We start from the raw sequence: 23767 nt of genomic DNA, 5'->3' as shown, positions 1-23767 counted from the left end.
CATGCCTGAATACCCCGCCCTCGACATCCCGGAAAACGGCAAGCTCAGCGACAATATCCTCTGGTTCGCCCGGGCCCTGCGCAAGGCCGGGCTGCCGATCGGGACCGGGCGGGTGATCGACGCGATCCGCGCGGTCGAGGCGGCGGGGTTCACCTCGAAGAGCGATTTCTTCTATACCCTGCGCGCCTGTTTCGTCTCGCGCCCGGAACAGGCCACGGTGTTTGCCCAGGTGTTCCGCCTCTACTGGCGCGATCCGCGCTTCATGGAGCACATGATGGCGATGATGCTGCCCGCCGTGCGCGGCGTGCAGGAGGAGCGTGCGGCGCAGGCCGCCGAGAAACGCGCCGCTGAGGCGCTGCTCGACGGGGCCGAGCTCGACCTGCCCGAGGTCGAGGACCCCCGGCGCGAGGAAGAGGTCCAGATCGAGATCGACGCCTCGCGCACCATGTCGGGCGAGGAGAGGCTGCGCAGCCTCGATTTCGAACAGATGAGCACCGAGGAGATCGCCCGCGCCAAGCGCATGTTGGCCCGCCTGACCCTGCCGGTGAAACCGATCGCCTCGCGCCGGGCACAAGCCAGCCATGGCGGCCATCGCTATGACCTGCGCCGATCCCTGCGCGAGGCGATGCGGCGCGGCGGCGAGATGGGCCGCTTGCACCGGGTCGAGCCACGCCCGCGCTGGCCCAACCTGGTGGTGCTTTGCGACATTTCCGGCTCGATGAGCCAGTACAGCCGCATGGTGCTGCATTTCCTGCACGCGGTCTCCAACGCTCGGGGGCAGGGCTGGGCCAAGGTGCATGCCTTTACCTTCGGCACGCGGCTGACCAACATCACCCGTCACCTACGCCAGCGCGATGTCGATGCCGCCCTCGCCGCCGCCGGCGCCGAGGCGCAAGACTGGGAGGGGGGGACGCGGATCGGTGAATGCCTGCATCAGTTCAACCGCGACTGGTCGCGCCGGGTGATGGGGCAGGGGGCGGTGGTGCTGCTGATCACCGACGGGCTTGACCGCGACGACCCCGACCAGCTTGCCCGCGAGGTCGAGCGGCTGCACCTCTCCTCGCGGCAGTTGATCTGGCTCAACCCGCTGTTGCGCTGGGACGGTTTTGCGCCAAAGGCGCAGGGCATCGCCGCCATGCTGCCCCATGTGGACAGTTTTCGCGCTGGTCATAACATCGCCGCGCTGGAGGATCTGGCCGAGGCGCTGTCACGCCGCGACGATCCGGGCGACAAGGCGCGGCTGATGGCACTGCTCTAGCGGGGTGATTCCCCCTGTACACCCACGTTCGCTCCAATCCGTACTTGATCTGAATCATTCCGTAATTGGAATGTGATTAATACTTTCGCACAATGAAGCATTTTTGCGAAAGGAATGGACATGACGCTGAACTGGAAAATCGGCGGCTTGCTGCTGGGGCTGGTGTTCTTCGCCGCGGTCCTGCTGGTCAAGCCGATCGGTGTCTCGACACAATTCGTCATCCTCGACGGGATCATCGCCGACCTGGCGAACCCCGACTTGGTGACGCAAACGGACGAGGGCTATACCTCGACCAACGCCTATCTGGCCAAGTCGGGCGGAAAATACGCCAAGTCGGTCGCCAACCCGCTGAACTACAGCTTTGTCTTCGTGATCGCGATGGTCGTTGGCGGTTTTGTCTCGGTGATGCTGCGCGGCGGGCTGGACACGGCGGAAAAGACCATGCCGGCGCTCTGGCGTGCCAACTTCGGGGATAGCGCGGCCAAGCGCAACATCGCGGTCTTCATCGGCGGGTTCATCGTGCTTTACGGCGCGCGGCTGGCCGGCGGCTGTACCTCGGGGCACATGATGTCGGGCATGATGCAGACCTCGCTCTCGGGCTACATCTTTGCGCTGGGCGCCTTCGCGGCGGCGGTGCCGGTGGCCATGTTGCTTTACAAGAAGGAGGCCTGAGCCATGACCTCGATCATTCTCGCAGTTGTCATCGGCGGCCTGTTCGGCTTCGTGCTCGACCGGGTCGGCGCCACCAATCCGACGATCATCGGGCGGATGCTGAACCTGACCAACCTTGCGCTGGCCAAGACCATCCTGCTGGCCATCGGTGTCGGCTCGGTGCTGATGTTTGGCGGCCAGATGCTGGGCCTTGTCGAGGTCGGGCACATGTCGGTCAAGGCGGCCTATATCGGCGTCTTCATCGGCGGGTTGATGCTGGGCGCCGGCTGGGCGCTGGCCGGCTTCTGCCCCGGCACCGGCGTGGTCGCGGCGGGGGCCGGTCGCAAGGATGCGCTGTTCTTCATCGCCGGCGGGTTGCTGGGGGCGGCGGCCTACATGGTGACCTACCCGTCGTGGAAGGCATCGGGGCTGCTCGACAGTTTCGCCGGGGGCAAGGTGACCCTGGGCACCGTTCCGGGATCGAAGTTCGATGGCCTCACCGCCCTGCCGGGGGACATCCTTGGCATCGTTCTGGGGCTGGGTTTTGTCGCGCTTGCCTTTGCGCTGCCGGATCGCTTGGCCGGCCAGCACGGCGGCGCGGCGCATCAACCCGCCGAATGACATCGGAATTCCGGGGCCTGACTGGCCCCGGGATCGTGGTCGTCCCCGGCGACCACGCCTTGGCGACCCGGTTTGCGTGTTCCTGCCGGGCCGCTTTTTTCAAGTATACCAACCAGCTACGCCCCGGTCTTGGATCCTGATTGCGACCGGCGGCCGGTCGGGACGCCGACCGCATGCACCACCATCTTGCCGCAAGAGACTTGCATCGCCTATGGTGATCTGCGCCGGTCAGGCAACGATTGCCCCCTGACCCGCATCATGGGAGCGATCATGACCGATACCTTTGATACCATTCCCGAAACCGCCCTTGCCTGGCACCGCGCCGGGCGCGGCGCGGCACTGGCCACCGTGGTCGAGACCTGGGGCAGCGCCCCGCGCCGGGTGGGGGCGCAACTGGCGATCTCCGGCGATGGCGAGATTGCCGGATCGGTCTCGGGCGGCTGTGTCGAGGGCGCGGTGATCGTCGAGGCGCAGGAGGCGATGGAGGCGGGCGAACACCGGATGCTGGAATTTGGGGTGAGCGACGGCGATGCTTTTGCTGTCGGGCTGGCCTGTGGCGGCACCATCCGGGTGCTGGTCGAACCGGTGGGCACGGCCATGCCCGAGGATCTGCTGGCCGAACTGGTCGCGGCGCGCGCCGACCGGCAGGCGGTGGCCTATGAGGTGAACCTCGCGGACGGGGTACGCCGGCTGTTGCACGATGCCTATCCCGAACGCATGCGGATGGATCGTTCCGGCTTTGAAGATGACGGGCAAACCTTTGTTTCCATTCATAATCCCCCGCTGCGCCTGATCGTGGTCGGGGCCGTTCACATCGCCCAGGCGCTGGTGCCGATGGCACGCATCGCGGGCTATGACGCCACCGTGATCGACCCACGCGAGACCTTTGCTTCGCCCGCTCGGTTTCCCGACGTGACCCTGTTGCACGACTGGCCCGACGAGGCGGTCGCGCACCTGGGGCTGGATGCGCGGACCGCGCTGGTGCTGCTGACCCACGATCCGAAACTGGACGATCCGGCGCTGGAGGCGGGGTTGCGGGCGGCGTGTTTCTACATCGGTGCGCTCGGCTCGACCCGGACCCATGCCAAGAGGGTGGAGCGAATGAAGGCGGAGGGGTTCACCGAGGCGGAGATCGGGCGGATTCACGGGCCGATCGGCCTTGATATCGGCGCCGCCGGGCCGGCGGAGATCGCCGTTTCGATCCTCGCGGAGATGACGGCGGTGCTGCGCGGACGGGCGGAATGAAGTTCGGCCCGGTCGCGGTTTCACAGGCCGAGGGGGCCCTTCTCGCGCATTCCGTCAAGCTTGGAAAACATAGATTGAAGAAGGGCTTGGCGCTGGAAGCTGAACACGTCGATCAGCTTCGCGCAGCTGGGGTCGAGGAGGTGATTGTCGCCCGGCTGGACCCCGGAGACGTGCATGAGAACGCGGCGGCCGGCCGGCTCGCCGCCGCGCTGGTGCCCGATCCGGAAGCGGTCGGGCTTCGGCTGACGGCACCGTTCACCGGGCGGGTGAACGTGGTGGCGAACGGGGCGGGGGTAGCCTGTCTGGACGTGGCGGCGCTGGAGGCGTTCAACCGGGTGGCGCCGATGATCACCATCGCGACGGTGCCGGAGTGTCAGCAGATGGCGCCGGGCGGCATGGTGGCGACGATCAAGGTGATCTCTTTTGCGGTTTCAGAACAAGAGGTTAGAGGCGCTTGTGATGCGGCGCGCGGGGCGATCCGGCTGGCCCGGCCGGCCTATGAGACGGCCACGCTCATCATCACCGGGGTGCCGGGTGGACCGAGCGAGGACAAGGGCCGGAGGGTGATCGGCGCGCGTCTGAAAGCGTTGGAAATTCAGATGGTTGAGTGTGTTTCCGTGGCGCATGACACCGAGGAACTGGCTGATGCGATAAAGCGGGCCGAGGGGCAGATGGTGCTGGTGCTGACCGGCTCGGCGACGATGGATATCGACGATGTCGCGCCGCTGGCGCTGCGCCGGGCGGGCGGCCGAGTGGAGCGGTTCGGGATGCCGGTCGATCCGGGTAACCTTTTGTTTTTGGGTGAATTATCCGGGCGTCCGGTGATCGGTCTGCCGGGCTGCGCGCGCTCGCCCGCGCTGAACGGGGCGGATTGGGTGCTGAGCCGGGTCGCCTGCGGGCTTGAGGTGACGGCCGACGATATCGCGGCGATGGGGGTTGGCGGGCTGCTCAAGGAGATCCCGACACGGCCACAGCCACGGGCCGGGCGCAAGGCTGTTTCGTAGGATTTCGGGACCATTTTGTACGATTTGGGCCTGTCCAAAAGGGTCGTGTCGGCCCGGTTGGGGTATTTTAGGTGTGTTTTGTACAATTCGGATCGGCGTCGCGTTGCTCCCGTGCTCGGACCCCGGCTCGGAGGCCGGGGCGACAGGTCGGGGGAAGGGCCGGGGTGCTGTCGAAAGGCGATTTCGGGGGCCACGTCATGCAAGGGGCGCGCAAGGGGAGGGCATACGGAGTCTTGCCGGTTTCCCCACGAACAAGCGTCACGATCCGCGCGCCTTGGCCTCAACTTGGCTCAGCCCCTCGGTGCCTTGTCGGCGGGTTGTGGCACCATGGGAAATTCAACCGAAGATTTCAGTTCTCAACGCGGCATCCGCGTGTTTAACTCGCCTCGACAGACGAGTTGATCAATTGGGAGGAATTCATGACACAGGTCTCGATGACCGTGAACGGCAAGCCCGTCAGCGGCGACGTGGAGGGGCGGACGCTGTTGTCGTCGTTCCTGCGCGAGCAGCTGGAGATGACCGGCACTCACGTGGGTTGCGATACCAGCCAGTGCGGCGCCTGCGTGGTGCATGTGGACGGTGCGGCGGTGAAAAGCTGCACCATGCTGGCGCTGGAGGCCGAGGGCGCGGATGTGGCCACTATCGAGGGGCAGGCCGCCCCGGACGGGACACTGAACGCGATCCAGCAGGCGTTCCAGGATCATCACGGGTTGCAGTGCGGCTTCTGCACGCCGGGCATGGTGATGAGCGCGGCGGCGCTGCTCAAGGAAAATCCCAAGCCCAGCGAGGCGGAGATTCGCGATTACCTGGAGGGGAACATCTGCCGCTGCACCGGCTATCACAACATCGTCAAGGCGATCATGGCGGCCAGCGGACAGGACGTGAGCGCCATCGCGGCGGAATGACAGGGACATGACGGAGGGCGGCGCCCGGCCCTGACGCCTGCATGGAACGCAGGGGCAGCGCGGGCCGCTTATCCATCACAGGGAGGAGACACGAGACATGCCGAAGGATCACGGTATCGGCGCCAGCCCCAAGCGGCGCGAAGACGTAAGGTTCCTGAGCGGAACCGGGAATTACACGGACGACATCAACATCAGGGGCCAGGCCTATGTGCATTTCCTGCGCTCGGACCTGGCGCACGGAAAGATCAACGGGATCGACACCACGGCGGCGGCGGCGATGCCCGGCGTTCTGCGCATCTTTACCGGCGCGGATTTCGAAGGCGTCGGCAGCATTCCCTGCGGCTGGCAGGTGACCGACAGGCACGGCCAACCGATGCAGGAGCCGGCGCACCCGGTTCTGGCGCAGGGCAAGGTGCGGCACGTGGGCGATCCGATCGCCGCCGTCGTTGCCGAGACCCGCGAACAGGCCCGCGATGCCGCCGAGGCAATCGAGGTCGACCTCGAGGATCTGCCGGCGGTCGTGGACATGAAGGCGGCGCTGGAGGATGGCGCGCCCAAGGTGCACGATGATCTGACCAGCAACCTGTGCTATGACTGGGGCTTCGTCGAGGAGAACAAGGCGGCGGTCGAGGAGGCGTTTCAGAAGGCGGCGCATGTGACCACGCTGGAACTGGTCAACAACCGGCTGATCGCCAACCCGATGGAGCCGCGCGTGGCGGTGGGCGATTACAACCGCGCCAGCGACGACAGCACGCTGTATACCACCAGCCAGAACCCGCATGTGATCCGGCTGTTGATGGGGGCCTTTGTCCTGGGCATTCCCGAGCACAAGCTGCGTGTGGTGGCGCCGGACGTGGGCGGCGGTTTCGGCACCAAGATCTTTCACTATGCCGAGGAGGCGTTCTGTACCTTTGCGGCCAAGGCGCTGAACCGGCCGGTGAAATGGACCGCCAGCCGCTCCGAGGCGTTCATCTCGGACGCGCATGGGCGCGATCACGTGACCAAGATCGAACTGGCGCTGGACGCCGACAACAATTTCACCGCGCTGCGCACCGATACGCTGGCCAACATGGGGGCCTATCTGAGCACCTTCGCGCCCTCGGTTCCGACCTGGCTGCATGGCACGCTGATGGCGGGCAACTACAAGACGCCGCTGATCTACGTGAACGTCAAGGCGGTGTTCACCAACACGGTGCCGGTCGATGCCTATCGCGGCGCCGGGCGGCCGGAGGCCACCTATCAGCTGGAGCGGGTGATCGACAAGGCGGCGCGAGAGCTGGGCGTGGACCCGATCGCGCTGCGGCGGCAGAACTTCATCACCGAGTTTCCCTATGCCACCCCGGTGGCGGTGGAATATGACACCGGCGATTACAATGCGACGATGGACAAGCTGGAGGAGATGGGCGACTTCAAGGGCTTTGCCAAGCGCCGGGAGGCGAGCGAGGCCAAGGGCAAGCTGCGCGGGCTTGGCGTCAACTGCTACATCGAGGCCTGCGGCATCGCGCCCAGCAACCTTGTCGGCCAGTTGGGCGCACGCGCGGGGCTGTACGAGAGCGCCACGGTGCGGGTCAATGCCACCGGCGGCCTGGTGGTGATGACCGGCAGCCACAGCCACGGCCAGGGCCATGAGACCAGCTTTCCGCAGGTGATCGCCGAGATGATCGGCATCGACGAGAGCATGGTCGAGATCGTGCACGGCGACACCGCCAACACGCCGATGGGCATGGGCACCTATGGCTCGCGCAGCCTTGCGGTGGGCGGCTCGGCGATGTTCCGGGCGACCGAGAAGATCATCGCCAAGGCCAAGAAGATCGCGGCGCACCTGATGGAAGCCGCCGAGGCCGATATCGAGCTGAAGGACGGGGCGTTCAGCGTCGCGGGCACCGACAAATCGGTGGCCTGGGGCGATGTCTGCCTGGCCGCCTATGTGCCGCACAACTACCCGCTGGAAGAGATCGAGCCGGGGCTGGAGGAGACCGCGTTCTATGACCCGGCCAACTTCACCTATCCCTCGGGTGCCTATGCCTGCGAGGTGGAGGTCGATCCCGAGACCGGCAAGGTCACCATCGAGCGGTTCGCGGCGGCGGATGATTTCGGCAACGTGGTCAACCCGATGATCGTCGAGGGGCAGGTCCACGGCGGGCTGGCCCAGGGCATCGGGCAGGCGCTGCTGGAGGGGGCGGTCTATGACGAGAACGGCCAGCTGCTGAGCGCGTCCTACATGGATTATGCCATGCCGCGCGCCGATGACGTGCCGTTCTACAGCGTCGATCATTCCTGCCAGACGCCCTGCACCCACAACCCGCTGGGGGTCAAGGGCTGTGGCGAGGCCGGCGCCATCGGCAGCCCGCCGGCGGTGGTCAACGCGGTGGTCGATGCGCTGCAATCGGCCGGACGCGACGTGACCCATATCGACATGCCGCTGAGCCCGAGCCGGGTCTGGCAGGCGATGCACGGCTGATCGAGGGCGGGACCGGGGGCGCTGCCCCCGGACCCCCGGAGTATTTGAAAAGAGAAGAAGGCGGGGCGCGGCCCCGGGATCTTCGGGAAGGATGAGCGAGATGTACAATTTCGAGTTCGAGAAGCCCGCGACGGTGGCCGACGCGGTGGCGGCGCTGGGCATGGAGGAGGCGCAGGCGCTGGGCGGGGGGCAGACCCTGATCCCGACGCTGAAGCAGCGGCTGGCAATGCCGTCGAAGCTGGTGAGCCTGACGGGGATCGCCGAGATGCAGGGTGTCAGCGCTGCCAGCGGCACCGTCACCATCGGCGGCGGCACCACCCATGCCACGGTGGCCGCACAGGCCGGGGCCTATCCGGCGCTGGCGGCGCTGGCGGGCAATATCGGCGATCCGGCAGTGCGCAACCGGGGCACCATCGGCGGCAGCCTGGCCAACAACGACCCCTCGGCCTGTTATCCCTCGGCGGCGCTGGGCTCGGGCGCGACCATCGTGACCAACACCCGCGAGATCGCTGCCGACGATTATTTCCAGGGCATGTTCACCACCGCGCTGGAAGAGGGCGAGATCATCACCGAGGTGCGCTTTCCGGTGCCGCAGGCGGCGAGCTACCAGAAGTTCGAGCAGCCGGCCTCGCGTTTTGCGCTGGTCGGGGTCTTTGCCGCGAAATATGCCGATGGCGTGCGGGTGGCGGTGACCGGCGCCTCGGAGGAGGGCGTGTTCCGCTGGACCGAGGCGGAGGCGGCGCTGAACCATGATTTCCGCACCGACGCGCTGATGGACCTGGCGATCAACCCGGCGAACATGATCGGCGACATGCACGGCAGCAAGGAATACCGGGCGCATCTGGTCAAGGTGATGACCAAGCGCGCGGTTGCGGCGATGCTGTGAGGCCATGCCCCGGCTGGATTGACATGGCTCAATCCGGCCGGGGTCGTTCGCGTGTAGGATGGCCCTGCTGAAAGCCGAGGAGGGCGCGCGACGATGACCGGAGACAAGACCACCTATATCGACATTCCCGAGGCGGTCGGGGTGTTCGACAGTTTCGAGACCCTGCAACAGGCGATCTATGACCTGATGATCGCGGGGTTCAGTCGCCATGACATCAGCCTGCTGGGCGGCAAGGGCGCCATCGAGGAAAAGCTCGGCAAGACCTATTGGCAGGCCAAGGACCTTGAAGACGACCCGCGGGCGCCGCGGGCGGCCTTTGTTTCGGAAGAGGCGATGGGCGAGCTGGAGGGCGGCATTGCCGGCGGCTTCTTTTTCCTCGGCTCCTACATCGCGATGCTGGCGATGCTGAACCCGGCCAGCACGCTGGCCGCCTCGATCGCGGCGATCGCCATCGGGGGCGGCCCTTCGGCCGTGGTGGGGGCGCTGCTGGCGCGGCGCGCCGACAAGCATCACCGCGATTACTACCAGGCGCAGATCGAGAACGGCGGCATTCTGCTCTGGGTGCGCGTTTCGGATGCAGAAAAGCAGCGCCTGGCGGTGCAGATCATGAAAGAGCATTCCGGCAAGGATGTTCATGTGCATGATTGGAGCGAGTGAGTTCTTGCAACTGCATCGGGCCGGTCGGACCGGCCCGGCAACCGAATAGGAGGCCGAGAATGGCAACCAGGAAGACGACCAAGACGACGCCCGACGACAACCTCGCCAGCGCCACCCAGGCGATGGCGGACCTGACGGCGATGTACCAGAAGATGGGCATGAACGCGATGGCGTTCATGGGCGGCGACTGGATGGAGCGGATGAGCGACATGGGCACCGAGATGCTGGAGTTCTATACCCAGCGGGTGCAGGCGGACGTGGAGCTGTATCACAAGCTGCTGCATTGCAAGGATCTCAAGGAGATGCACGAGATCCAGGGCGAGTTCCTGCAGCGCATGATCAACCGCTACAGCGAGGAGACCGGCAAGCTCATCGAGATGGGCAAGACGGCGATGGACGGCGGCAAGTAAGGCGCAGGGCGGGCCGTTTCACGGCCTGTCCAGCCGGTCGTCGCACCCTGTCCCCCCGGCCTTTGTGCCGGGGGTTTGGCGTGGGGTCCCGGATCAGGTCCGGGATGACAGGATCAGGTCCGGGATGACAGGGGCAGGGAGCAGGATGCGGTCCGGCTCCCTGACATGAAAAAGCCCCCGCGTGGGCGGGGGCCGGGTATCTTTGGTGCCGTGACGGGGCGTTACTTCTGCGGAAGCGGGCCGACCATCATGATCATCTGGCGGCCTTCCATCTTTGGCATGTTCTCGACCTTGCCGAGTTCCTTGACGTCCTCGGCGACGCGTTCGAGCAGTTCGCGCCCGAGGTTCTGGTGTGCCATTTCGCGACCGCGGAAGCGCAGGGTGACCTTAACCTTGTCGCCGTTCTCGAGGAATTTGACCACGTTGCGCATCTTGACTTCGTAGTCATGCGTGTCGGTGTTGGGCCGGAACTTGACCTCTTTGACCTCGATGATCTTCTGCTTCTTGCGGGCTTCGCTCTCGCGCTTTTGCTGTTCGTACTTGAACTTGCCGAAATCCATGATCTTGCAGACCGGCGGGTTGGCGTTCGGCGAAATCTCGACCAGGTCGAGCCCGGCCTCTTCGGCCATTTGCATCGCCCTGGCAGGGGAGACGACGCCGACGTTCTCGCCTTCGGCTCCGATCAGGCGGATCTCGGGGGCACGGATCTTGTCGTTGACGCGCGGGCCGGTGTCACGGGTCGGCGGAGCGTTGTGAGGTCTGCGAGCTATGGGTTTGTTCCTTCGATTGTTTTCAAGGGGAATCCGAGTTCGCACGGTAAACTTGGGCGGGCGGCGATTCAAGCGGCAAATTGCGGGCGGAGGGGGCGGAAACGCGGGGAATTCCCCCTTGTACCCGGATCGGAGAGGCCTCAGGTGAGGGGCGATGGCCGGAGCGGATCCGTGGCCGGGGCCGAAATCCCCGGACAGGCCGCCGGAACGCGGGCCGGATACCTGGCCCGGGGCCTGAGTTTGCAAGAGGACATGTGCAATGAACAAACTGATTTGGGTGGTGATCGTCGTCGGCGCGCTGGGGGCGGGGTACTATGTGTACCAGGACCAGACCGCGCCCGAGGCCCCCGCGCCCGAGCCGGTGAGCGCGCCGGCACCGGAGGCGATCGAGGAGCCCGACGCGGTGGAGGATAGCGCCGCAGTCGAGGATGTCACCGAGGAGGCCGTTGACGAGGTCGAGACCGTGGCGGAGGACGTCGAAGAGGCGGTCGATGACGCCGCAGAGGCAGCCGAAGACATGGCCGAAGGCGCCGCAGAGGCGGTCGAAGATATGGCCGATGACGCCGCTGAGGCGGTCGAAGAGGCCGTGGACGACGCGGCAAGCGCGCTGGGCACCGCCGGCGACGTGGCGAAAGAGGTGGCCGGGGATGCGGTCGAGGCCGCCGGGGACAAGGTTGACGAGGTGATCGAGGGAGTCACCGAAGAGGTCACCGACACCGTGTCCGGCGCCGTTTCGGGGGCCGTGTCCGGTGCCGTGTCGGATACGGTTTCGGATACGGTCGCCGGGACCGCATCGGGGGCAGTCGAAACCGCCGTTGACGGGGCCGCCGACGCGGCCGTTGGCGCCGCCACGGAGGCCGCCACCGACGCGGTCGTCGATGGCGCCACCGGTGCTGCCGATTGGCTGAGCGTGGCGGGCTTTGACGCCGACAAGGTGGTCGAGGCGATCGACAACTCCTCGCTCGACGTGACGCAGAAACTCCTGCTGAAAACCGGGGTCGAAAAGGCCAAGGACAATCCCGAGCTGCTCGCGACGGCGCTGGGCAAGGTTCGCGAGGCGCTGGGACTGTAACCACAGGTCAAGCGATCAAGCGGAAGCCGCCCGGTCTGACCTCGTGACCGGGCGGTTTTCTTTTGTGCGGCGGCTGTTGCGCGACCCGACCGGTGGTCGGTGCCGCCGCGTTCAAAGGGGCCTTCCCCCGTGTCACGGGCAGTGAAGGGGCCTAATTGTAGCGGTCTCATTTCCCCCCTACCCAAACTCTAGCGGCTCGCCTATAGTTGTGGATAAGTGTGCCCTAGCGCCCACAACGAGAGGCATTTCAAATAGACGAGGGGGACGGCAGATGCGCTGCCCGTTTTGCGGAAACATAGACACGCAGGTCAAGGATTCGCGCCCGGCCGAGGATCACGCGGCGATCCGGCGGCGGCGGTTCTGCCCGGCGTGCGGCGGGCGCTTTACCACCTATGAGCGGGTGCAGCTGCGCGACCTCGTGGTGATCAAGACCAACGGCAAGCGCGAAGATTTCGACCGCGACAAGCTGGAACGCTCGATCCGCATCTCGATGCAGAAACGACCGATCGATCCCGAGCGGATCGACCAGATGATTTCCGGCATCGTGCGGCGGCTGGAGAGCATGGGCGACACCGACATCCCGTCGAAGAAGATCGGCGAGATCGTGATGGAGGCGCTGGCCCGGATCGACACCGTTGCCTATGTGCGGTTTGCCAGCGTTTACAAGAACTTCCAGGCGGCGGACGATTTCGAGAGCTTCGTTCACGAGCTGCGCCCAGACCCGGCCCCGGACGAGTGAGCGCCACCGATACACGGTTCATGGCGCTGGCCCTGTCGCTGGGTCGGCGCGGTCAGGGCAGGACTTGGCCCAACCCGGCTGTGGGCTGTGTCATCGTGCGCGAGGGGCGCATCGTTGGGCGCGGCTGGACCGGGCCGGGCGGGCGGCCGCATGCGGAGCCGATCGCGCTGGCGCAGGCCGGCGCGGCGGCGCGCGGCGCCACCGCCTATGTCACGCTGGAACCCTGTTCGCACCATGGCCAGACGCCGCCCTGTGCCGACGCGCTGATCGAGGCGGGCATCGCGCGGGTTGTGGCCCCGGTGCAGGACAGCGATCCGCGCGTCTCCGGCCAGGGGTTCGAGCGGCTGCGCATGAACGGGATCGAGGTGACCACCGGCGTGCTGGCCGACCAGGCGGCGCAGGATCACGCGGGTTTTTTCCTGCGCACCGAGCAGGGCCGGCCGTTCGTGACGCTGAAGCTGGCCTCCAGTTTCGACGGGCGGATCGCGACCGCGACCGGCGAGAGCAAGTGGATTACCGGACCGGAGGCGCGGCGCGCGGTGCACGGGCTGCGGGCGCGGCATGATGCGGTGATGGTGGGTGCGGGCACGGCGCGGGCGGATGATCCGTCGCTGACGGTGCGCGACCTGGGGGTGACGCATCAGCCGGTGCGCGTGGTGGTGTCGCGGCATCTGGACCTGCCGCTGATGGGTCAGTTGGCGCGCGGCGCGGGCGAGGTGCCGGTGTGGCTCTGTCATGGTCCCTGCGCCGATGCCGAACGGGTCCGCGCCTGGGAGGGGCTGGGCGCGCGCCTGTTGCCCTGTGGCGTGAAGGGCGTTCAGCTTGATCCGATGGACGTGCTGCGCCAGTTGGGCGCCGCCGGGCTGACGCGGGTGTTCTGCGAAGGCGGTGGCGCGCTGGCGGCCTCGCTGCTGGCCGAGGACATGGTCGATGAACTGGTCACCTTCACCGCCGGGCTGGCGATCGGTGCCGAGGGGGTGCCCTCGATCGGGGCGCTGGGGCTGGGCCGGTTGGCCGAGGCGCCGCGCTTTGCCCTGTCGGAGGTGCGCAACCTGGACGGGGACGCGATGCTGCGCTGGACCCGGTCCGGGTAACGCGCCCGGTGGGCTAGCGCCAGAGGTGGGCGTAGGTGGCAAACACCCCCTGCAGTTTCGACAAGGTGCGGTTGGCGATGCCGGGGCGGGGCACCGTTCCGCTGCGCAACCGTTCGACGATGACCTCGACCGGGCAGGGCAGGCCGGTGAGCGGGTCGCGGTAGCGCGGATAGTCGATCAGGGTCGCATGCACCAGCCCGGCGAGGGTGGGGCGAGCGTGGCGCCGGGCCGGAACCTTTCCAAGATCGCGGGTCAGGCCCCAGCCGGCGTAGAAGGGCGTGCCGAGGGTAGTGACCTGCACCCCGCGCAACAGTGCCTCGAACCCGATCAGGGAGGTCATGGTCCAGACCTCGTCCACCTGCGCCAGCAGGGCGGCGGGGTCGGCGTGGGGGGCGATGACGTCGGCCAGCGTGCCGACCTCGGTGGTGCCCTGGCGCAGCCCGGCCTCGACGTCCGGGTGGGGTTTGTAGACGATCACCGCATCCGGGTTGGCCGTGCGCGCGGCCTGCAACAAGGCGAGGTTGGTATTCACCTCTCCCGCGCCGGTACGGATCGAGGCGTCATCCTCGACCTGTCCGGGGACGAGGATGCGGGGACCGGGGGGCAGGTCGTAGGTTTTTCCGCCCAGGTTGTATTTGCTGAGCCCGGCGCCGGTGAGCGCGGCGATCAGCCGTTCGGCCCGCAGGAGTTGATCGGTTCGCAGGTCGGCGCGGGCCGCGATCAGCTGTTCCAGCCGCGAGGGGCGGCGCGGGTCGTAGTAGATGCCCAGATCGTCGGTCACCAGTGACAGCGGCGGCACCAGCTCGGCGCCCAGCCCGCGCGAGCGCAGAAAGCCGTCCTCGACGCGCACGGCGTCGTCCCGAGCGCCGTCCTGTGCATCGGCGCGCGCGGCCCAGACCATGCGGCGGCGACCGGTCGCCCCGGCCTTGGCCGGGTCGTCGGAAAAGATCACCCGTTCGTGGCGCCCGAACATCGCCTGCAACGACCGGCGCTTCCACAGCCGCATCCCCGAGGCGGTCCAGCCGTGCCGGTCCTCGCGCCAGGCGCGGACCTGCGCCTCGAGCGTGTCGAGCACGCATTCCAACTCGCACAGGCGGTCGCGGTAGGGGTCGTACCAGGTCGGGTAGAGTATCATAGCGGCGGCGAAAAGCTGGGCGCGGGTCAGGCTGCGCTGGCGGCGCGGGACCGGGTTTTCATCCTCGGTCAGGCCCCAGCCGGAATAGAACGGTTGGCCGAAGACGCGGGGCTTGTGGCCGGCAAAGATCGCCTCGAACCCCAGTTGCGACGACACGGTATAGACCCCCACCGCGCCCTCCATCAGCGCCCAGGGGTTGACCGGATCGCTCAGCAGGCGGATGCGGTCGTTCTCGTCCTGCGGGCCGAAATGCCCGGGGCGATAGCCGGCCCGGGTTTCGGGGTGCGTCTTGATCACCACCGGCATGCCGGGGTGTTCGAGTTGGGCAAAGACCAACATCTCTCGAAACAGCGCATCATTGCCGCCGCTGGCGGTGACCGAGGCATCACCCCGGGTCTGGTCGATCACCAGCACATAGGGCGGTTCGGGCATCGCGGCGTCGGGGTCGAAACCGCTGTACTTGGTCAGGCCGCCCTCGCGGATGCGGGCGATGGCATCGCGGGCGCGGTCGAGCAGCGCGCTGTCGTCCAACGGGTGGGTAGCGAGGATCTGTTCCAGGTCCGAGGGCGTGGCGGGATCGAAATGGGCCCCCGACCAGTCGAGCGCGAGGCCGAGTGGCGGCTCGCCCGCGCGGCCGGGATGCAACGAGCGCAGGAAGGCGTCCTCGACCCGCAGCACCGGTACATCGTGTTTGGCGGCCACCGAAAGGCCGCGATGGGCGGTCGGGCTGGCGCCCCAGACGGCGACGGCGTCCTCGGGGCCCGGCCGGCCAAGGCGGATGCGGTAGCCTGACAGCGCCAGAATGCGCCGGATCCGCCGTTGGGTCAGGAAGCCGCCGTTGTAAACGAAAAGCCGGGGGCGATTGCCCCCGGCCTGTGCCGTGCCATCCGGGCCGGTCATCCCGTCAGCCGTCAGCCAGCGACGAGATGCTGGAGATCGGGGTGACCGAGCCGGAGATGAGCGAGATGGTCTTGGTCCACTGCGCGTAGGGCGCCTCGGTCACATAGAGCGTGTCATCGTCGCGGATCACGAAGTCGCGGGCCATGAACATGCCGTTGGGCTCGGTCAGGTTGAGAACGTAGACCATGCGTTGCGCCCCGACCAGGTCGTCACGGCCAAGCACCTGACCGGCGATCTCGGCCGGTTCGTTGCGGAACACGAAGACGCCGGTGGGGTCCGACGAGGTGGAGATCAAGCCGCCGACCTGGGCGATGGCCTCGAGCGCGGAAAGTTCCTGGGTCTGGAACTGGACGCGGGCCTGCGAACTGGTTGCCCCGAGCGCGGTGAACGAGCGGGTGTCCTCTTCGACCAGGATGCGGTCGCCGCCGCGCAGCGCGATGTCGAGGCCGGGATGTTCATACAGGTCCTGGAACCAGACCTTGCCCTGCTGATCGCCGCGGGTGACGACGATCTGGGCGACCTCGGGCTCGATGGCAACGCCGCCGGCACGGGCCAGCATCGCGGTCAGGGTCCGGGTCGGCCGTTCGATCGGGTAGATGCCCGGCGCACCCACGGCGCCGACCAGCGACACGGTAGAGCCGTCACCGGCGACGCGGCGCACCTCGACCTGCGGGTCCGGGGTCTGGTCTTGCAGCCGTTCGGTGATCATCTCGCGCAGGCGTTCGGGGGTGTTGCCCGCCGCGCGCAGCCGCCCGGCATAGGGCACGAAGATGAAGCCGGCGCTGTCGACCTGGACCTCGTCAAGGATTGTGGCGTTGGTGCCGGCGCTGGCCAGCAGCCCGTCGTCGACGTTTTCCCAGACGGTCAGCCCCAGGATGTCGCCGGGGCGGATGGTGTCCGAGGTCAGGCGGCCGGCGCTCTGGAAGGCCTTGGAAAAGCCCAGCGCGGGCACCACGGCAGTGGCGCGCGTCACGCGGTCGTTGACGGAGACGACAAAGGCGTCGCCCTCTCGCTGGACGGATCCGGCGTAGATTTCGCGTTTGTTGGGGCCGACTCGGGGCAAGGCGCATGATGCCAGCAGCGCGAACGCAGCCAGCAGCGCGACGGGCTTCGCCCACCGGTAAGTCACGGGTTTCACTGCTCGGTCTCCTCGACCTGTTTTTTGTTCTGCCTCAGGTTTTTCAGACAACCTATCGGAATCCAGCATAAAAATCCAGTCCCATGGCGAGGGGCGCTCAGGTCACCGCGCGCAGGTGTTGCCGTGGTGCCGCTGTGCCGGACTTCAGCGCGTCGTAAGGATCCTCGCGCGCGAGCATCATGTCGACCACCTGGCGCAGCAATTGCCGCCGCCCGCGACGGGAATAGAACCCGCCGGGCACCTGGCTGGTTTCCAGCAGGAAGCGGCGGTAGTCCTTGTAGGCGCGGTTGTCGGGCCGCGCGGCGCGGGCAAAGAAATCGGCCAGCGGCTGGCCCGAGACGAACTCGGGCTTGGCATAGACGGCGTCGCCGAACACCTTGATCGGGATGCCGCGCCAGAGCACCTGCTGGCCGGCGGTGGAATTGACGGTGACGGCGCTGCGGGCATCATTCAGAAGTTGTGCCAGCTTGCCGCCGCGCACGTAATGCACCCGCCCCTGCAACCCGTACTGCCGGGCGAGGCGGCGGGTTTCGGCGCGGACCGGCACGCGCCCGTCCTCGAGCGGGTGGGCCTTGATCACCAGGTGGTGATGGCGCGGGGCGCCGCTGGCAAAGCCCTCGATCACCTGGGCCAGGAACTCGGTCATGGTCGAGAACGGCGAATGGACCTGAAAGGCGCTGTCATGCTCCAGCTGCAGCAGCGCCAGGTGATAGGGGAACCCGCCGGTGCGCACCCGCCGGGTAGACAGGCGCCGGTCGATCGCGTGCACCGGCATCAGCAGGAGGCGGCGCAGGTAGAGCTGGAACTCCTTGGTTACCGGCAGGGCGCGATGCGGGCGGAAGTTGCGATAGCCCCGGTTCCAGAACATAACGAACCAGTGGTAGAGCGCGCCGTAGAAGACGTGCTGGCGCATGTCGCCCCAGTGGGCCGGGGGCAGCGGTGCCTCCATGTCCGACAGCGCCAGCGCCGATTGCATCTCGGGCACCGACATCTCCATCAGGCGGGAATTGCCATTGGAGCCGCCGCGTTCATAGGTCACCCAATAGGGCCGCATGTACCCCTCTTCGAAGACATGCACGGTGAGGCCGCGCGCCCGGGCCGCGCGCACCGCCTCGGCATGGGCGGGCCGGGTGTCGCCGTACAGCACGATGTCGGTGATGCCGCGCGCGTCCAGCAGGCGGCCGATCTCATCCGGCCAGTCCTCGGGGGCGCCGCGATAGGGGATGTAGCTGGCGGCGTCGCGCCAGAACGCCCGGTCGCCGGCGTTGAAGCCGACCCGCCAGACGGTGGCGCCGGCGGTGCGCATCATTTTCGCGAGCGCGTCGAAGAACGGGCCATGCGGTCCCTGAAGGAACAGGAAAACACGATCTGTCTGGGCTGTTCCGGTCATTTGTTGCCCTGCCTGCCACAATACCCCATGGCCACCCCTTAACCGTTTATTTTGGCTAAACTATGACCGGGGCAGGGCACCGGGGCAAGCGGGGGCTTGCCCGGGGCGGTGCGGGCGGCTACCTCACGGGGCGACATACGTGCAGGAGACAGGCCATGTTCACTGGGATCATCACAGATATCGGCACCGTGACCGAGTTGGAGCGGCGCGGCGACCTGCGGGCGCGGATCGGCACCGGCTATGACACCGGGACCATCGACATCGGCGCCTCGATCGCCAGCGACGGGGTCTGCCTGACGGTGATCGACCTGGGTGCGGATTGGTACGACGTCGAGATCAGCGCCGAGACCCTGTCCAAGACCAACCTGGGCGGTTGGACCGTGGGCAAGCGGGTGAACCTGGAGCGCGCGCTGAAGGTCGGCGACGAGCTGGGCGGGCATATCGTCTCGGGGCATGTGGACGGGGTGGCCGAGGTGCTGGCGGTCGAGGACGAGGGCGACAGCACCCGCGTCACCCTGCGCGCGCCCGAGGGGTTGGCCCGGTTCATCGCGCCCAAGGGATCGGTGGCGCTGAACGGCACCTCGCTGACGGTGAATGACGTCGACGGGCGTGACTTCGGCATCAACTTCATCCCGCACACCAAGGAGGCGACCACCTGGGGCGCGGTCACGGTGGGCGACAAGGTGAACCTGGAGATCGACACGCTGGCGCGCTATGTGGCGCGGCTGAACGCGGTGGGCTGAGGCGCCTCAGCCCCACATGTCGCCGACGGTATAGCCCGCCGGGAACGGATCGGAGGGGTCCAGCGTCCAGTTCGCGGTGCCGTGGATCCAGCCCTGGCCGGCCAGCGTCGGCACGATGGCGGGGTAGGGGCCGACGCGGGTTTCCTCGACGATGCGCCCGGTGAAGGTGGTGCCGAGCGGACCGGCGTTGACGAAATCCTGCCCGACCGGCAGCGCCCCCTGCGCGTGCAGCACCGCCATCCGGGCACAGGTCGCGGTGCCGCAGGGCGAGCGGTCGAGAATGCCGCTGGCGCGGACGGGGCGGGCGGGGTCGAACGGCCCGGTCGAGAGCGTGATCGCGCCGCGCCCGTGGGTGCCCGGCGCGACCGGCGGCCCCCAGAGATCGGTGATGGTAGGCCCGGTGATCTCCGGGTTCTCCGGGTGGGCGACGGGCAGCTGTTCGGCGGCGGCGTGGCGGATCGCTTCGGAGACCCTCACGATCTCGGTGCCGTTGGCGGCGTCGAGCGTCACACCCAGCGGCGCGGCCTCGGACAGAACGAAGAACATGCCGCCCCAGGCGACGTCGACGGTGACGGTGCCGAGGCCGGCGACCTCGATCCGCGCGCCGAGGTGGACCGCGAAGGCGGGCACGTTGCGGAAGGCCACCTGCGTGACCTTGCCATCGCGGCAGGTGGCGCGCACGCCGACCAGCCCGGCGGGGGTTTCCAACGTCAGCTCGGTCAGTGGTTCGTGCATCGGCAGGATGCCGGTTTCCAGCAGCACGGTGACCACACAGATGGTGTTGGAGCCGGACATCGGCGGGTATTCGGTTTGCTCCATGATGATGAAGCCGGCATCAGCGCGCGGATCGCAGGGCGGCACCAGCGCGTTGCAGCACAGCGCCGGGTGGCCGCGCGGTTCGCGCAGCATCATCAGCCGGATGTCATCGGCGTTGGCCTGCATCCACTGCATCTTTTCAAAGACGCTGTTGCCGGGGATCGGTGGCAGGCCGCCGGTGATGACGCGGCCCGGTTCGCCCTCGGCATGGGCCTCGACGGTGGTGATCATCCGGGACAGGCGCATGGGGCATCCTCCATATGTGCACGGAAAACAGGCTAAGCGTGGGACAAGGGCGCGGTCCAGAGGCGAGGGCGTGGTTCGGTTGCTGGATCGGGAGGATTAGCCGGGCTATGCAGGATCGGGAGCGTTGCAGAGGAGGTGCGCCATGGGGGACGGGACATTGCGGGAGAGCAGCACGCAAGCGGCCGGGATCGGTCCATAACGGCGGCCCGACGATGGAGCCAGGCGCGGTGCTGCGCACCCACCAGTGGCGGCGGGCGCAGCGGGCGCTGATGCCCAACGCGATCCCAAAGCTGGTGTTGCAGATGCGGATCAAGCGCGCCGCCGAGCTGGGGATGGACTACAAGACCTATGCCAAGGTGCGGCAATTCTCAGGCGATGACATCACCGGGCTGCTGTTCTCCTCGAACGCGCTGCGGATCTTTGCCGGTGACGCGCGGATGCCCGAGGCCGAGGCCGACAAGCTGGCGGCGGTGACGGGCGCGCGGCGGCTGGTGCTGGTGCATCCACCGCAGGCGCCCGAGGCGGTGCTGCTGCGCAACCCGATGCTGGAGGCCGCCGATGCGGCGCCGCGTTTCACCGACAGTTGGGGCCGGGTGCGGGCGCGGATCGAGGCGCTGCTGCGCGACCAGCGTCTGCCGGGCAGCCGGGTTCTGGTGGTGGGCGATGCGCCGCTGGAGCACGAATGGGCCTCGGCGGGGCGCGCGGCGGGCTATCTGGGCGCGCAGGAGTATTTCCGCCCGGCGGTCTGAGGGCTCGGGCACAGGGGCGCCAGCAGGGCGATTCCGCGCAGCCTTGCGGGCGCGCGGGGCTGGCATTCGCGGGCGGTGTGGTCTATCTGCGCAGGGACTGCTGCAAGAAAGGCTGCTGCCCCATGAGCTTTGAAACCCCCGGTCCGGTCGAGGCCGGCATGAGCGACACGATCAGCCCGATCGAGGAGATCATCGACGCGGCGCGCCAGGGCCGGATGTTCATCCTGGTCGATCACGAGGACCGCGAGAACGAGGGCGACCTGGTGATCGCCGCCGAGTTCGCCGATGCGGCGGCGATCAACTTCATGGCCACCCACGGGCGCGGGCTGATCTGCCTGCCGATGACCGCCGAGCGGGTCGACCAGCTGGGCCTGCCGATGATGGCGGTGAACAACTCGTCCCGGCACGAGACCCCCTTTACCGTCTCGATCGAGGCGCGCGAGGGCGTCAGCACCGGGATTTCCGCCGGGGATCGGGCGCTGACCGTGGCCACCGCGATCAACGAGCAGAACACCATGGCAAGCCTGGCGACGCCGGGCCACGTGTTCCCGCTGCGGGCGCGGCGCGGCGGCGTCTTGGTGCGCGCGGGCCATACCGAGGCGGCGGTGGATATCGCCCGGCTGGCCGGGCTGAAACCCGCCGGCGTGATCTGCGAGATCATGAAGGACGACGGCACCATGGCGCGGCTGCCCGACCTGGTGGAGTTCGCCAAGGAGCACGGGTTGCTGATCGGCACCATCTCGGACCTGATCGCTTATCGGGCGCGGCACGACAACCTCGTGCTGGAGACCTCGCGCGAGACCGTGACATCGGAATTTGGCGGGGAATGGGACATGCGCCTGTTCACCGACCAGACCCACGGCATCGAGCATGTGGTGATGATCAAGGGCGATATCACCACCCCGGAGCCGGTCCTGACCCGGACCCATGCGCTGCACGAGGCCTCCGACATCCTGGGGCTGGGGCCGCAGCCGGCGCGCGAGCTGCCGCGGGCGATGGAGATCATCGCCAGGGAGGGGCGCGGCGTGGTCTGCCTGTTCCGGCAACCGCGCAACGCGCTGTACGCCAACGAAGAGGACGGTCCGCGCACCATCAAGCAGACCGGGCTGGGGGCACAGATCCTGGCGAACCTGGGGCTGCGCGATCTGATCCTGCTGACCGACAACCCGCGCACCCGCTACGTCGGGCTCGACGCCTTTGACCTGACCATCACCGGGACGCGCCCGATCCTGGGAGACGACTGACATGGCCGGAAACGAGACCCATTACACCCTGCCGCGCGCGTCGTTCGACAAGCCGGCCAAGCTGCTGATCGTGGTGGCGCCCTATTACAAGGATATCGCCGACAACCTGATCGCCGGCGCCAAGGCCGAGATCGAGGCCGCCGGCGGCAGCTGGGAGATCGCCGAGGTGCCCGGTGCGCTGGAGGTGCCGACCGCCATCGCCATGGCCGACCGCTACAGCAATTTCGACGGCTACGTGGCGCTGGGCTGCGTGATCCGGGGCGAGACCACCCATTACGACACCGTGTGCAACGATTCGAGCCGGGCGCTGCAGCTGATGGGGTTGCAGGGGCTGTGCATCGGCAACGGCATCCTGACCGTCGAGAACCGGCCCCAGGCCGAGGTACGCGCCGACCCCGCCGATCAGAACAAGGGCGGCGGTGCGGCTGCTGCGGCCTTGCATCTGATCGCGCTCAGCCGTAAGTGGGGCGGCCAGAAAAAGGACATCGGTTTCAAGCCGCCGTCCGAGACCATCCTCCTAGCCGGGGACAACGACGGATCCCATACCGCATGAGCACCACGGGCGCGCCCCTGTCGGGCAACCAGAAACGCAAGATGAAATCCGCCGCGCGGCTTTATGCCGTGCAGGCGCTGTTCCAGATGGAGCAATCGGGCCAGACCTCGAACCAGGTGGTGAGCGAATTCCTCGACCACCGGTTCGGCGCGGTGCTGGACGAGGGCGGCGCCGAGATGATCGAGGGCGACGTGGACCTGTTCCGCAAGCTGGTCGGCGACGCGGTCAACCACCAGGCGCGGATCGACCAGATGACCGACCGGGCGCTGGTGGCGAAATGGCCGATCGCCCGGATCGACCCGACCCTGCGCGGGCTGTTCCGCGCCGCCGGGGCCGAGATGATCGAGGCCGACACCCCGCCCAAGGTGGTGATCACCGAGTTCGTCGATATCGCGCGGGCCTTCTTTCCCGAGGGGCGCGAGGCGAGCTTCGTGAACGCGGTGCTGGATCACATGGCGCGCGAGGCGCGGCCGGAAGCCTTCTGATCGGGCAGCGCGTCGGCGTGATCGTTTTCCATGCAGGACCGGCGGCAATCCGCCGCCCCTGCGGCGACATGCCCGGCCCCCGGGCATGGACCGTGGCGGTGGGCGTGCTACCATCCGGGGCAATGGAGATCGAAACATGCCTGAACTGATCAAACTTTACATCAAGAACGTCCTGATCGGCTTTGCCATCGCGGCGGCTTTCGTCGGGATGCTGCTGTGGTTCAACGTGATGAACCTGTGGCATCTGGTCAGCGGCTCTGACGCCGGGATCCTGGCGGTGGTGGTGCTGTGGTTTGCCCATGGCATCGTGTTCGCCGGGGTGCAATTCGCCTGGGCGGTGATGGCCTTGGCCGAGCGCGAGGACAGCGGTCCGCGCGGCAACACGCCGGTGCGCAGCGAAGCCTTGCTCACCGTGCCGGTGCCGGTCGAGGAGACCCCGCGCGCAAGGACGCGGCAGACCCGGCGCTGAGGCCGCGTCAGCGAGAGATGGAAACACCGCCCCGGAGCCTGGCTCCGGGGCGGCTTCGTTTGGGGCGCCGTGATGTTCCCGCGCCAGTGATCCCTCGCGCCTGTCATCCCCGCGAAAGCGGGGTCC

Annotated in this window: 24 protein-coding genes; 19 read left to right on the top strand and 5 right to left on the bottom strand. The window is 67.5% G+C overall.

Translation table 11 applies throughout. The features are described 5' to 3' along the window. The first annotated feature begins 1 nt into the window (after nucleotide 1). The 10 genes from ABWV23_RS14675 to ABWV23_RS14630 all read left to right on the top strand — a co-directional run bounded on the left by ABWV23_RS14675 (nucleotide 2) and on the right by ABWV23_RS14630 (nucleotide 10098). Nucleotides 2-1258, top strand: coding sequence for a vWA domain-containing protein (locus tag ABWV23_RS14675; protein ID WP_353349035.1), 1257 nt, complete (start codon nucleotides 2-4; stop codon nucleotides 1256-1258). 120 nt (nucleotides 1259-1378) lie between these two features. Further along, nucleotides 1379-1930, top strand: coding sequence for a YeeE/YedE thiosulfate transporter family protein (locus ABWV23_RS14670; protein WP_353349033.1), 552 nt, complete (start codon nucleotides 1379-1381; stop codon nucleotides 1928-1930). Between the two features lie 3 nt (nucleotides 1931-1933). Next, nucleotides 1934-2530, top strand: coding sequence for a DUF6691 family protein (locus tag ABWV23_RS14665; RefSeq protein WP_353349031.1), 597 nt, complete (start codon nucleotides 1934-1936; stop codon nucleotides 2528-2530). Nucleotides 2531-2800: 270 nt separating this feature from the next. After that, the gene (locus ABWV23_RS14660) at nucleotides 2801-3775 is read left to right on the top strand and encodes an XdhC family protein (protein ID WP_353349029.1); all 975 of its coding nucleotides are present in this window, start codon (nucleotides 2801-2803) and stop codon (nucleotides 3773-3775) included. Further along, entirely contained in the window at nucleotides 3772-4779 is a 1008-nt protein-coding gene (locus ABWV23_RS14655) for a molybdopterin-binding protein (protein WP_353349027.1), read from the top strand. Before ABWV23_RS14660 ends, ABWV23_RS14655 begins: the two co-directional genes overlap by 4 nt. A 419-nt stretch (nucleotides 4780-5198) precedes the next feature. Beyond that, the gene (locus ABWV23_RS14650) at nucleotides 5199-5684 is read left to right on the top strand and encodes a (2Fe-2S)-binding protein (RefSeq protein ID WP_353349025.1); all 486 of its coding nucleotides are present in this window, start codon (nucleotides 5199-5201) and stop codon (nucleotides 5682-5684) included. 97 nt (nucleotides 5685-5781) lie between these two features. Further along, the gene (locus ABWV23_RS14645; protein ID WP_353349023.1) at nucleotides 5782-8145 is read left to right on the top strand and encodes a xanthine dehydrogenase family protein molybdopterin-binding subunit; all 2364 of its coding nucleotides are present in this window, start codon (nucleotides 5782-5784) and stop codon (nucleotides 8143-8145) included. Between the two features lie 100 nt (nucleotides 8146-8245). After that, nucleotides 8246-9031 carry an FAD binding domain-containing protein gene (locus ABWV23_RS14640; RefSeq protein WP_353349021.1) on the top strand — a complete coding sequence of 262 codons (786 nt, stop codon included), beginning with the start codon at nucleotides 8246-8248 and terminating at the stop codon, nucleotides 9029-9031. Between the two features lie 93 nt (nucleotides 9032-9124). Then, entirely contained in the window at nucleotides 9125-9688 is a 564-nt protein-coding gene (locus ABWV23_RS14635; protein ID WP_353349019.1) for a hypothetical protein, read from the top strand. 59 nt (nucleotides 9689-9747) lie between these two features. After that, complete coding sequence (locus ABWV23_RS14630; protein ID WP_353349017.1) at nucleotides 9748-10098, top strand: phasin family protein; 351 nt, start codon at nucleotides 9748-9750, stop codon at nucleotides 10096-10098. 221 nt (nucleotides 10099-10319) lie between these two features. Here ABWV23_RS14630 and infC read toward each other — a convergent pair whose 3' ends face one another. Continuing rightward, a complete protein-coding gene (gene infC / locus ABWV23_RS14625) occupies nucleotides 10320-10913 on the bottom strand; it encodes a translation initiation factor IF-3 (protein WP_502901658.1) in 594 nt (197 codons plus the stop codon). 214 nt (nucleotides 10914-11127) lie between these two features. On the opposite strand from infC, the gene ABWV23_RS14620 reads away from it, so the two are divergent. The 3 genes from ABWV23_RS14620 to ribD all read left to right on the top strand — a co-directional run bounded on the left by ABWV23_RS14620 (nucleotide 11128) and on the right by ribD (nucleotide 13773). Next, nucleotides 11128-11940, top strand: coding sequence for a hypothetical protein (locus tag ABWV23_RS14620; RefSeq protein WP_353349015.1), 813 nt, complete (start codon nucleotides 11128-11130; stop codon nucleotides 11938-11940). Nucleotides 11941-12211: 271 nt separating this feature from the next. Continuing rightward, the gene (nrdR, locus tag ABWV23_RS14615) at nucleotides 12212-12679 is read left to right on the top strand and encodes a transcriptional regulator NrdR (protein ID WP_353349013.1); all 468 of its coding nucleotides are present in this window, start codon (nucleotides 12212-12214) and stop codon (nucleotides 12677-12679) included. After that, on the top strand, nucleotides 12676-13773 hold the full coding sequence (ribD, locus tag ABWV23_RS14610) for a bifunctional diaminohydroxyphosphoribosylaminopyrimidine deaminase/5-amino-6-(5-phosphoribosylamino)uracil reductase RibD (protein WP_353349011.1): 1098 nt from the start codon (nucleotides 12676-12678) through the stop codon (nucleotides 13771-13773). The genes nrdR and ribD overlap by 4 nt, the downstream gene beginning before the upstream one ends. 13 nt (nucleotides 13774-13786) lie before the next feature. Here the strand turns inward: ribD and ABWV23_RS14605 are convergent, their stop codons facing one another. From ABWV23_RS14605 to ABWV23_RS14595, 3 genes are all read right to left on the bottom strand, one after another. Then, on the bottom strand, nucleotides 13787-15808 hold the full coding sequence (locus ABWV23_RS14605) for a capsule polysaccharide biogenesis protein (protein ID WP_353349009.1): 2022 nt from the start codon (nucleotides 15806-15808) through the stop codon (nucleotides 13787-13789). 4 nt (nucleotides 15809-15812) lie between these two features. Further along, complete coding sequence (locus ABWV23_RS14600) at nucleotides 15813-16946, bottom strand: polysaccharide biosynthesis/export family protein (protein ID WP_353349007.1); 1134 nt, start codon at nucleotides 16944-16946, stop codon at nucleotides 15813-15815. Nucleotides 16947-17043: 97 nt separating this feature from the next. Then, the gene (locus tag ABWV23_RS14595; RefSeq protein WP_353349005.1) at nucleotides 17044-18336 is read right to left on the bottom strand and encodes a capsule polysaccharide biogenesis protein; all 1293 of its coding nucleotides are present in this window, start codon (nucleotides 18334-18336) and stop codon (nucleotides 17044-17046) included. 155 nt (nucleotides 18337-18491) lie between these two features. Here ABWV23_RS14595 and ABWV23_RS14590 point away from each other — a divergent pair, with 155 nt between their 5' ends. Then, the gene (locus ABWV23_RS14590) at nucleotides 18492-19079 is read left to right on the top strand and encodes a riboflavin synthase (protein WP_353349003.1); all 588 of its coding nucleotides are present in this window, start codon (nucleotides 18492-18494) and stop codon (nucleotides 19077-19079) included. A 6-nt stretch (nucleotides 19080-19085) separates the two neighbouring features. On the opposite strand, the gene ABWV23_RS14585 is transcribed toward ABWV23_RS14590, so the two are convergent. Then, nucleotides 19086-20141 carry a proline racemase family protein gene (locus tag ABWV23_RS14585; RefSeq protein ID WP_353349001.1) on the bottom strand — a complete coding sequence of 352 codons (1056 nt, stop codon included), beginning with the start codon at nucleotides 20139-20141 and terminating at the stop codon, nucleotides 19086-19088. A 212-nt stretch (nucleotides 20142-20353) separates the two neighbouring features. On the opposite strand from ABWV23_RS14585, the gene ABWV23_RS14580 reads away from it, so the two are divergent. The 5 genes from ABWV23_RS14580 (at nucleotide 20354) to ABWV23_RS14560 (ending at nucleotide 23641) form a co-directional block, all read left to right on the top strand. Beyond that, nucleotides 20354-20890 (top strand): hypothetical protein, encoded by a 537-nt coding sequence (locus ABWV23_RS14580; protein WP_353348999.1) that lies wholly within the window; start codon nucleotides 20354-20356, stop codon nucleotides 20888-20890. Between the two features lie 122 nt (nucleotides 20891-21012). Then, nucleotides 21013-22134 carry a 3,4-dihydroxy-2-butanone-4-phosphate synthase gene (ribB, locus tag ABWV23_RS14575; protein WP_353348997.1) on the top strand — a complete coding sequence of 374 codons (1122 nt, stop codon included), beginning with the start codon at nucleotides 21013-21015 and terminating at the stop codon, nucleotides 22132-22134. Between the two features lies 1 nt (nucleotide 22135). After that, the gene (locus ABWV23_RS14570; RefSeq protein ID WP_353348995.1) at nucleotides 22136-22687 is read left to right on the top strand and encodes a 6,7-dimethyl-8-ribityllumazine synthase; all 552 of its coding nucleotides are present in this window, start codon (nucleotides 22136-22138) and stop codon (nucleotides 22685-22687) included. Next, on the top strand, nucleotides 22684-23172 hold the full coding sequence (gene nusB, locus ABWV23_RS14565; RefSeq protein ID WP_353348993.1) for a transcription antitermination factor NusB: 489 nt from the start codon (nucleotides 22684-22686) through the stop codon (nucleotides 23170-23172). Before ABWV23_RS14570 ends, nusB begins: the two co-directional genes overlap by 4 nt. A 136-nt stretch (nucleotides 23173-23308) precedes the next feature. After that, on the top strand, nucleotides 23309-23641 hold the full coding sequence (locus tag ABWV23_RS14560) for a hypothetical protein (RefSeq protein WP_353348991.1): 333 nt from the start codon (nucleotides 23309-23311) through the stop codon (nucleotides 23639-23641). The last annotated feature ends 126 nt before the right edge of the window (nucleotides 23642-23767 follow it).

Source organism: Aquicoccus sp. SU-CL01552 (genome assembly GCF_040365005.1).
Lineage (GTDB): Bacteria > Pseudomonadota > Alphaproteobacteria > Rhodobacterales > Rhodobacteraceae > Antarcticimicrobium.
The sequence above is the reverse complement of the archived record's forward strand: the minus strand, read 5'-3'. Positions and strand labels throughout refer to the sequence as shown.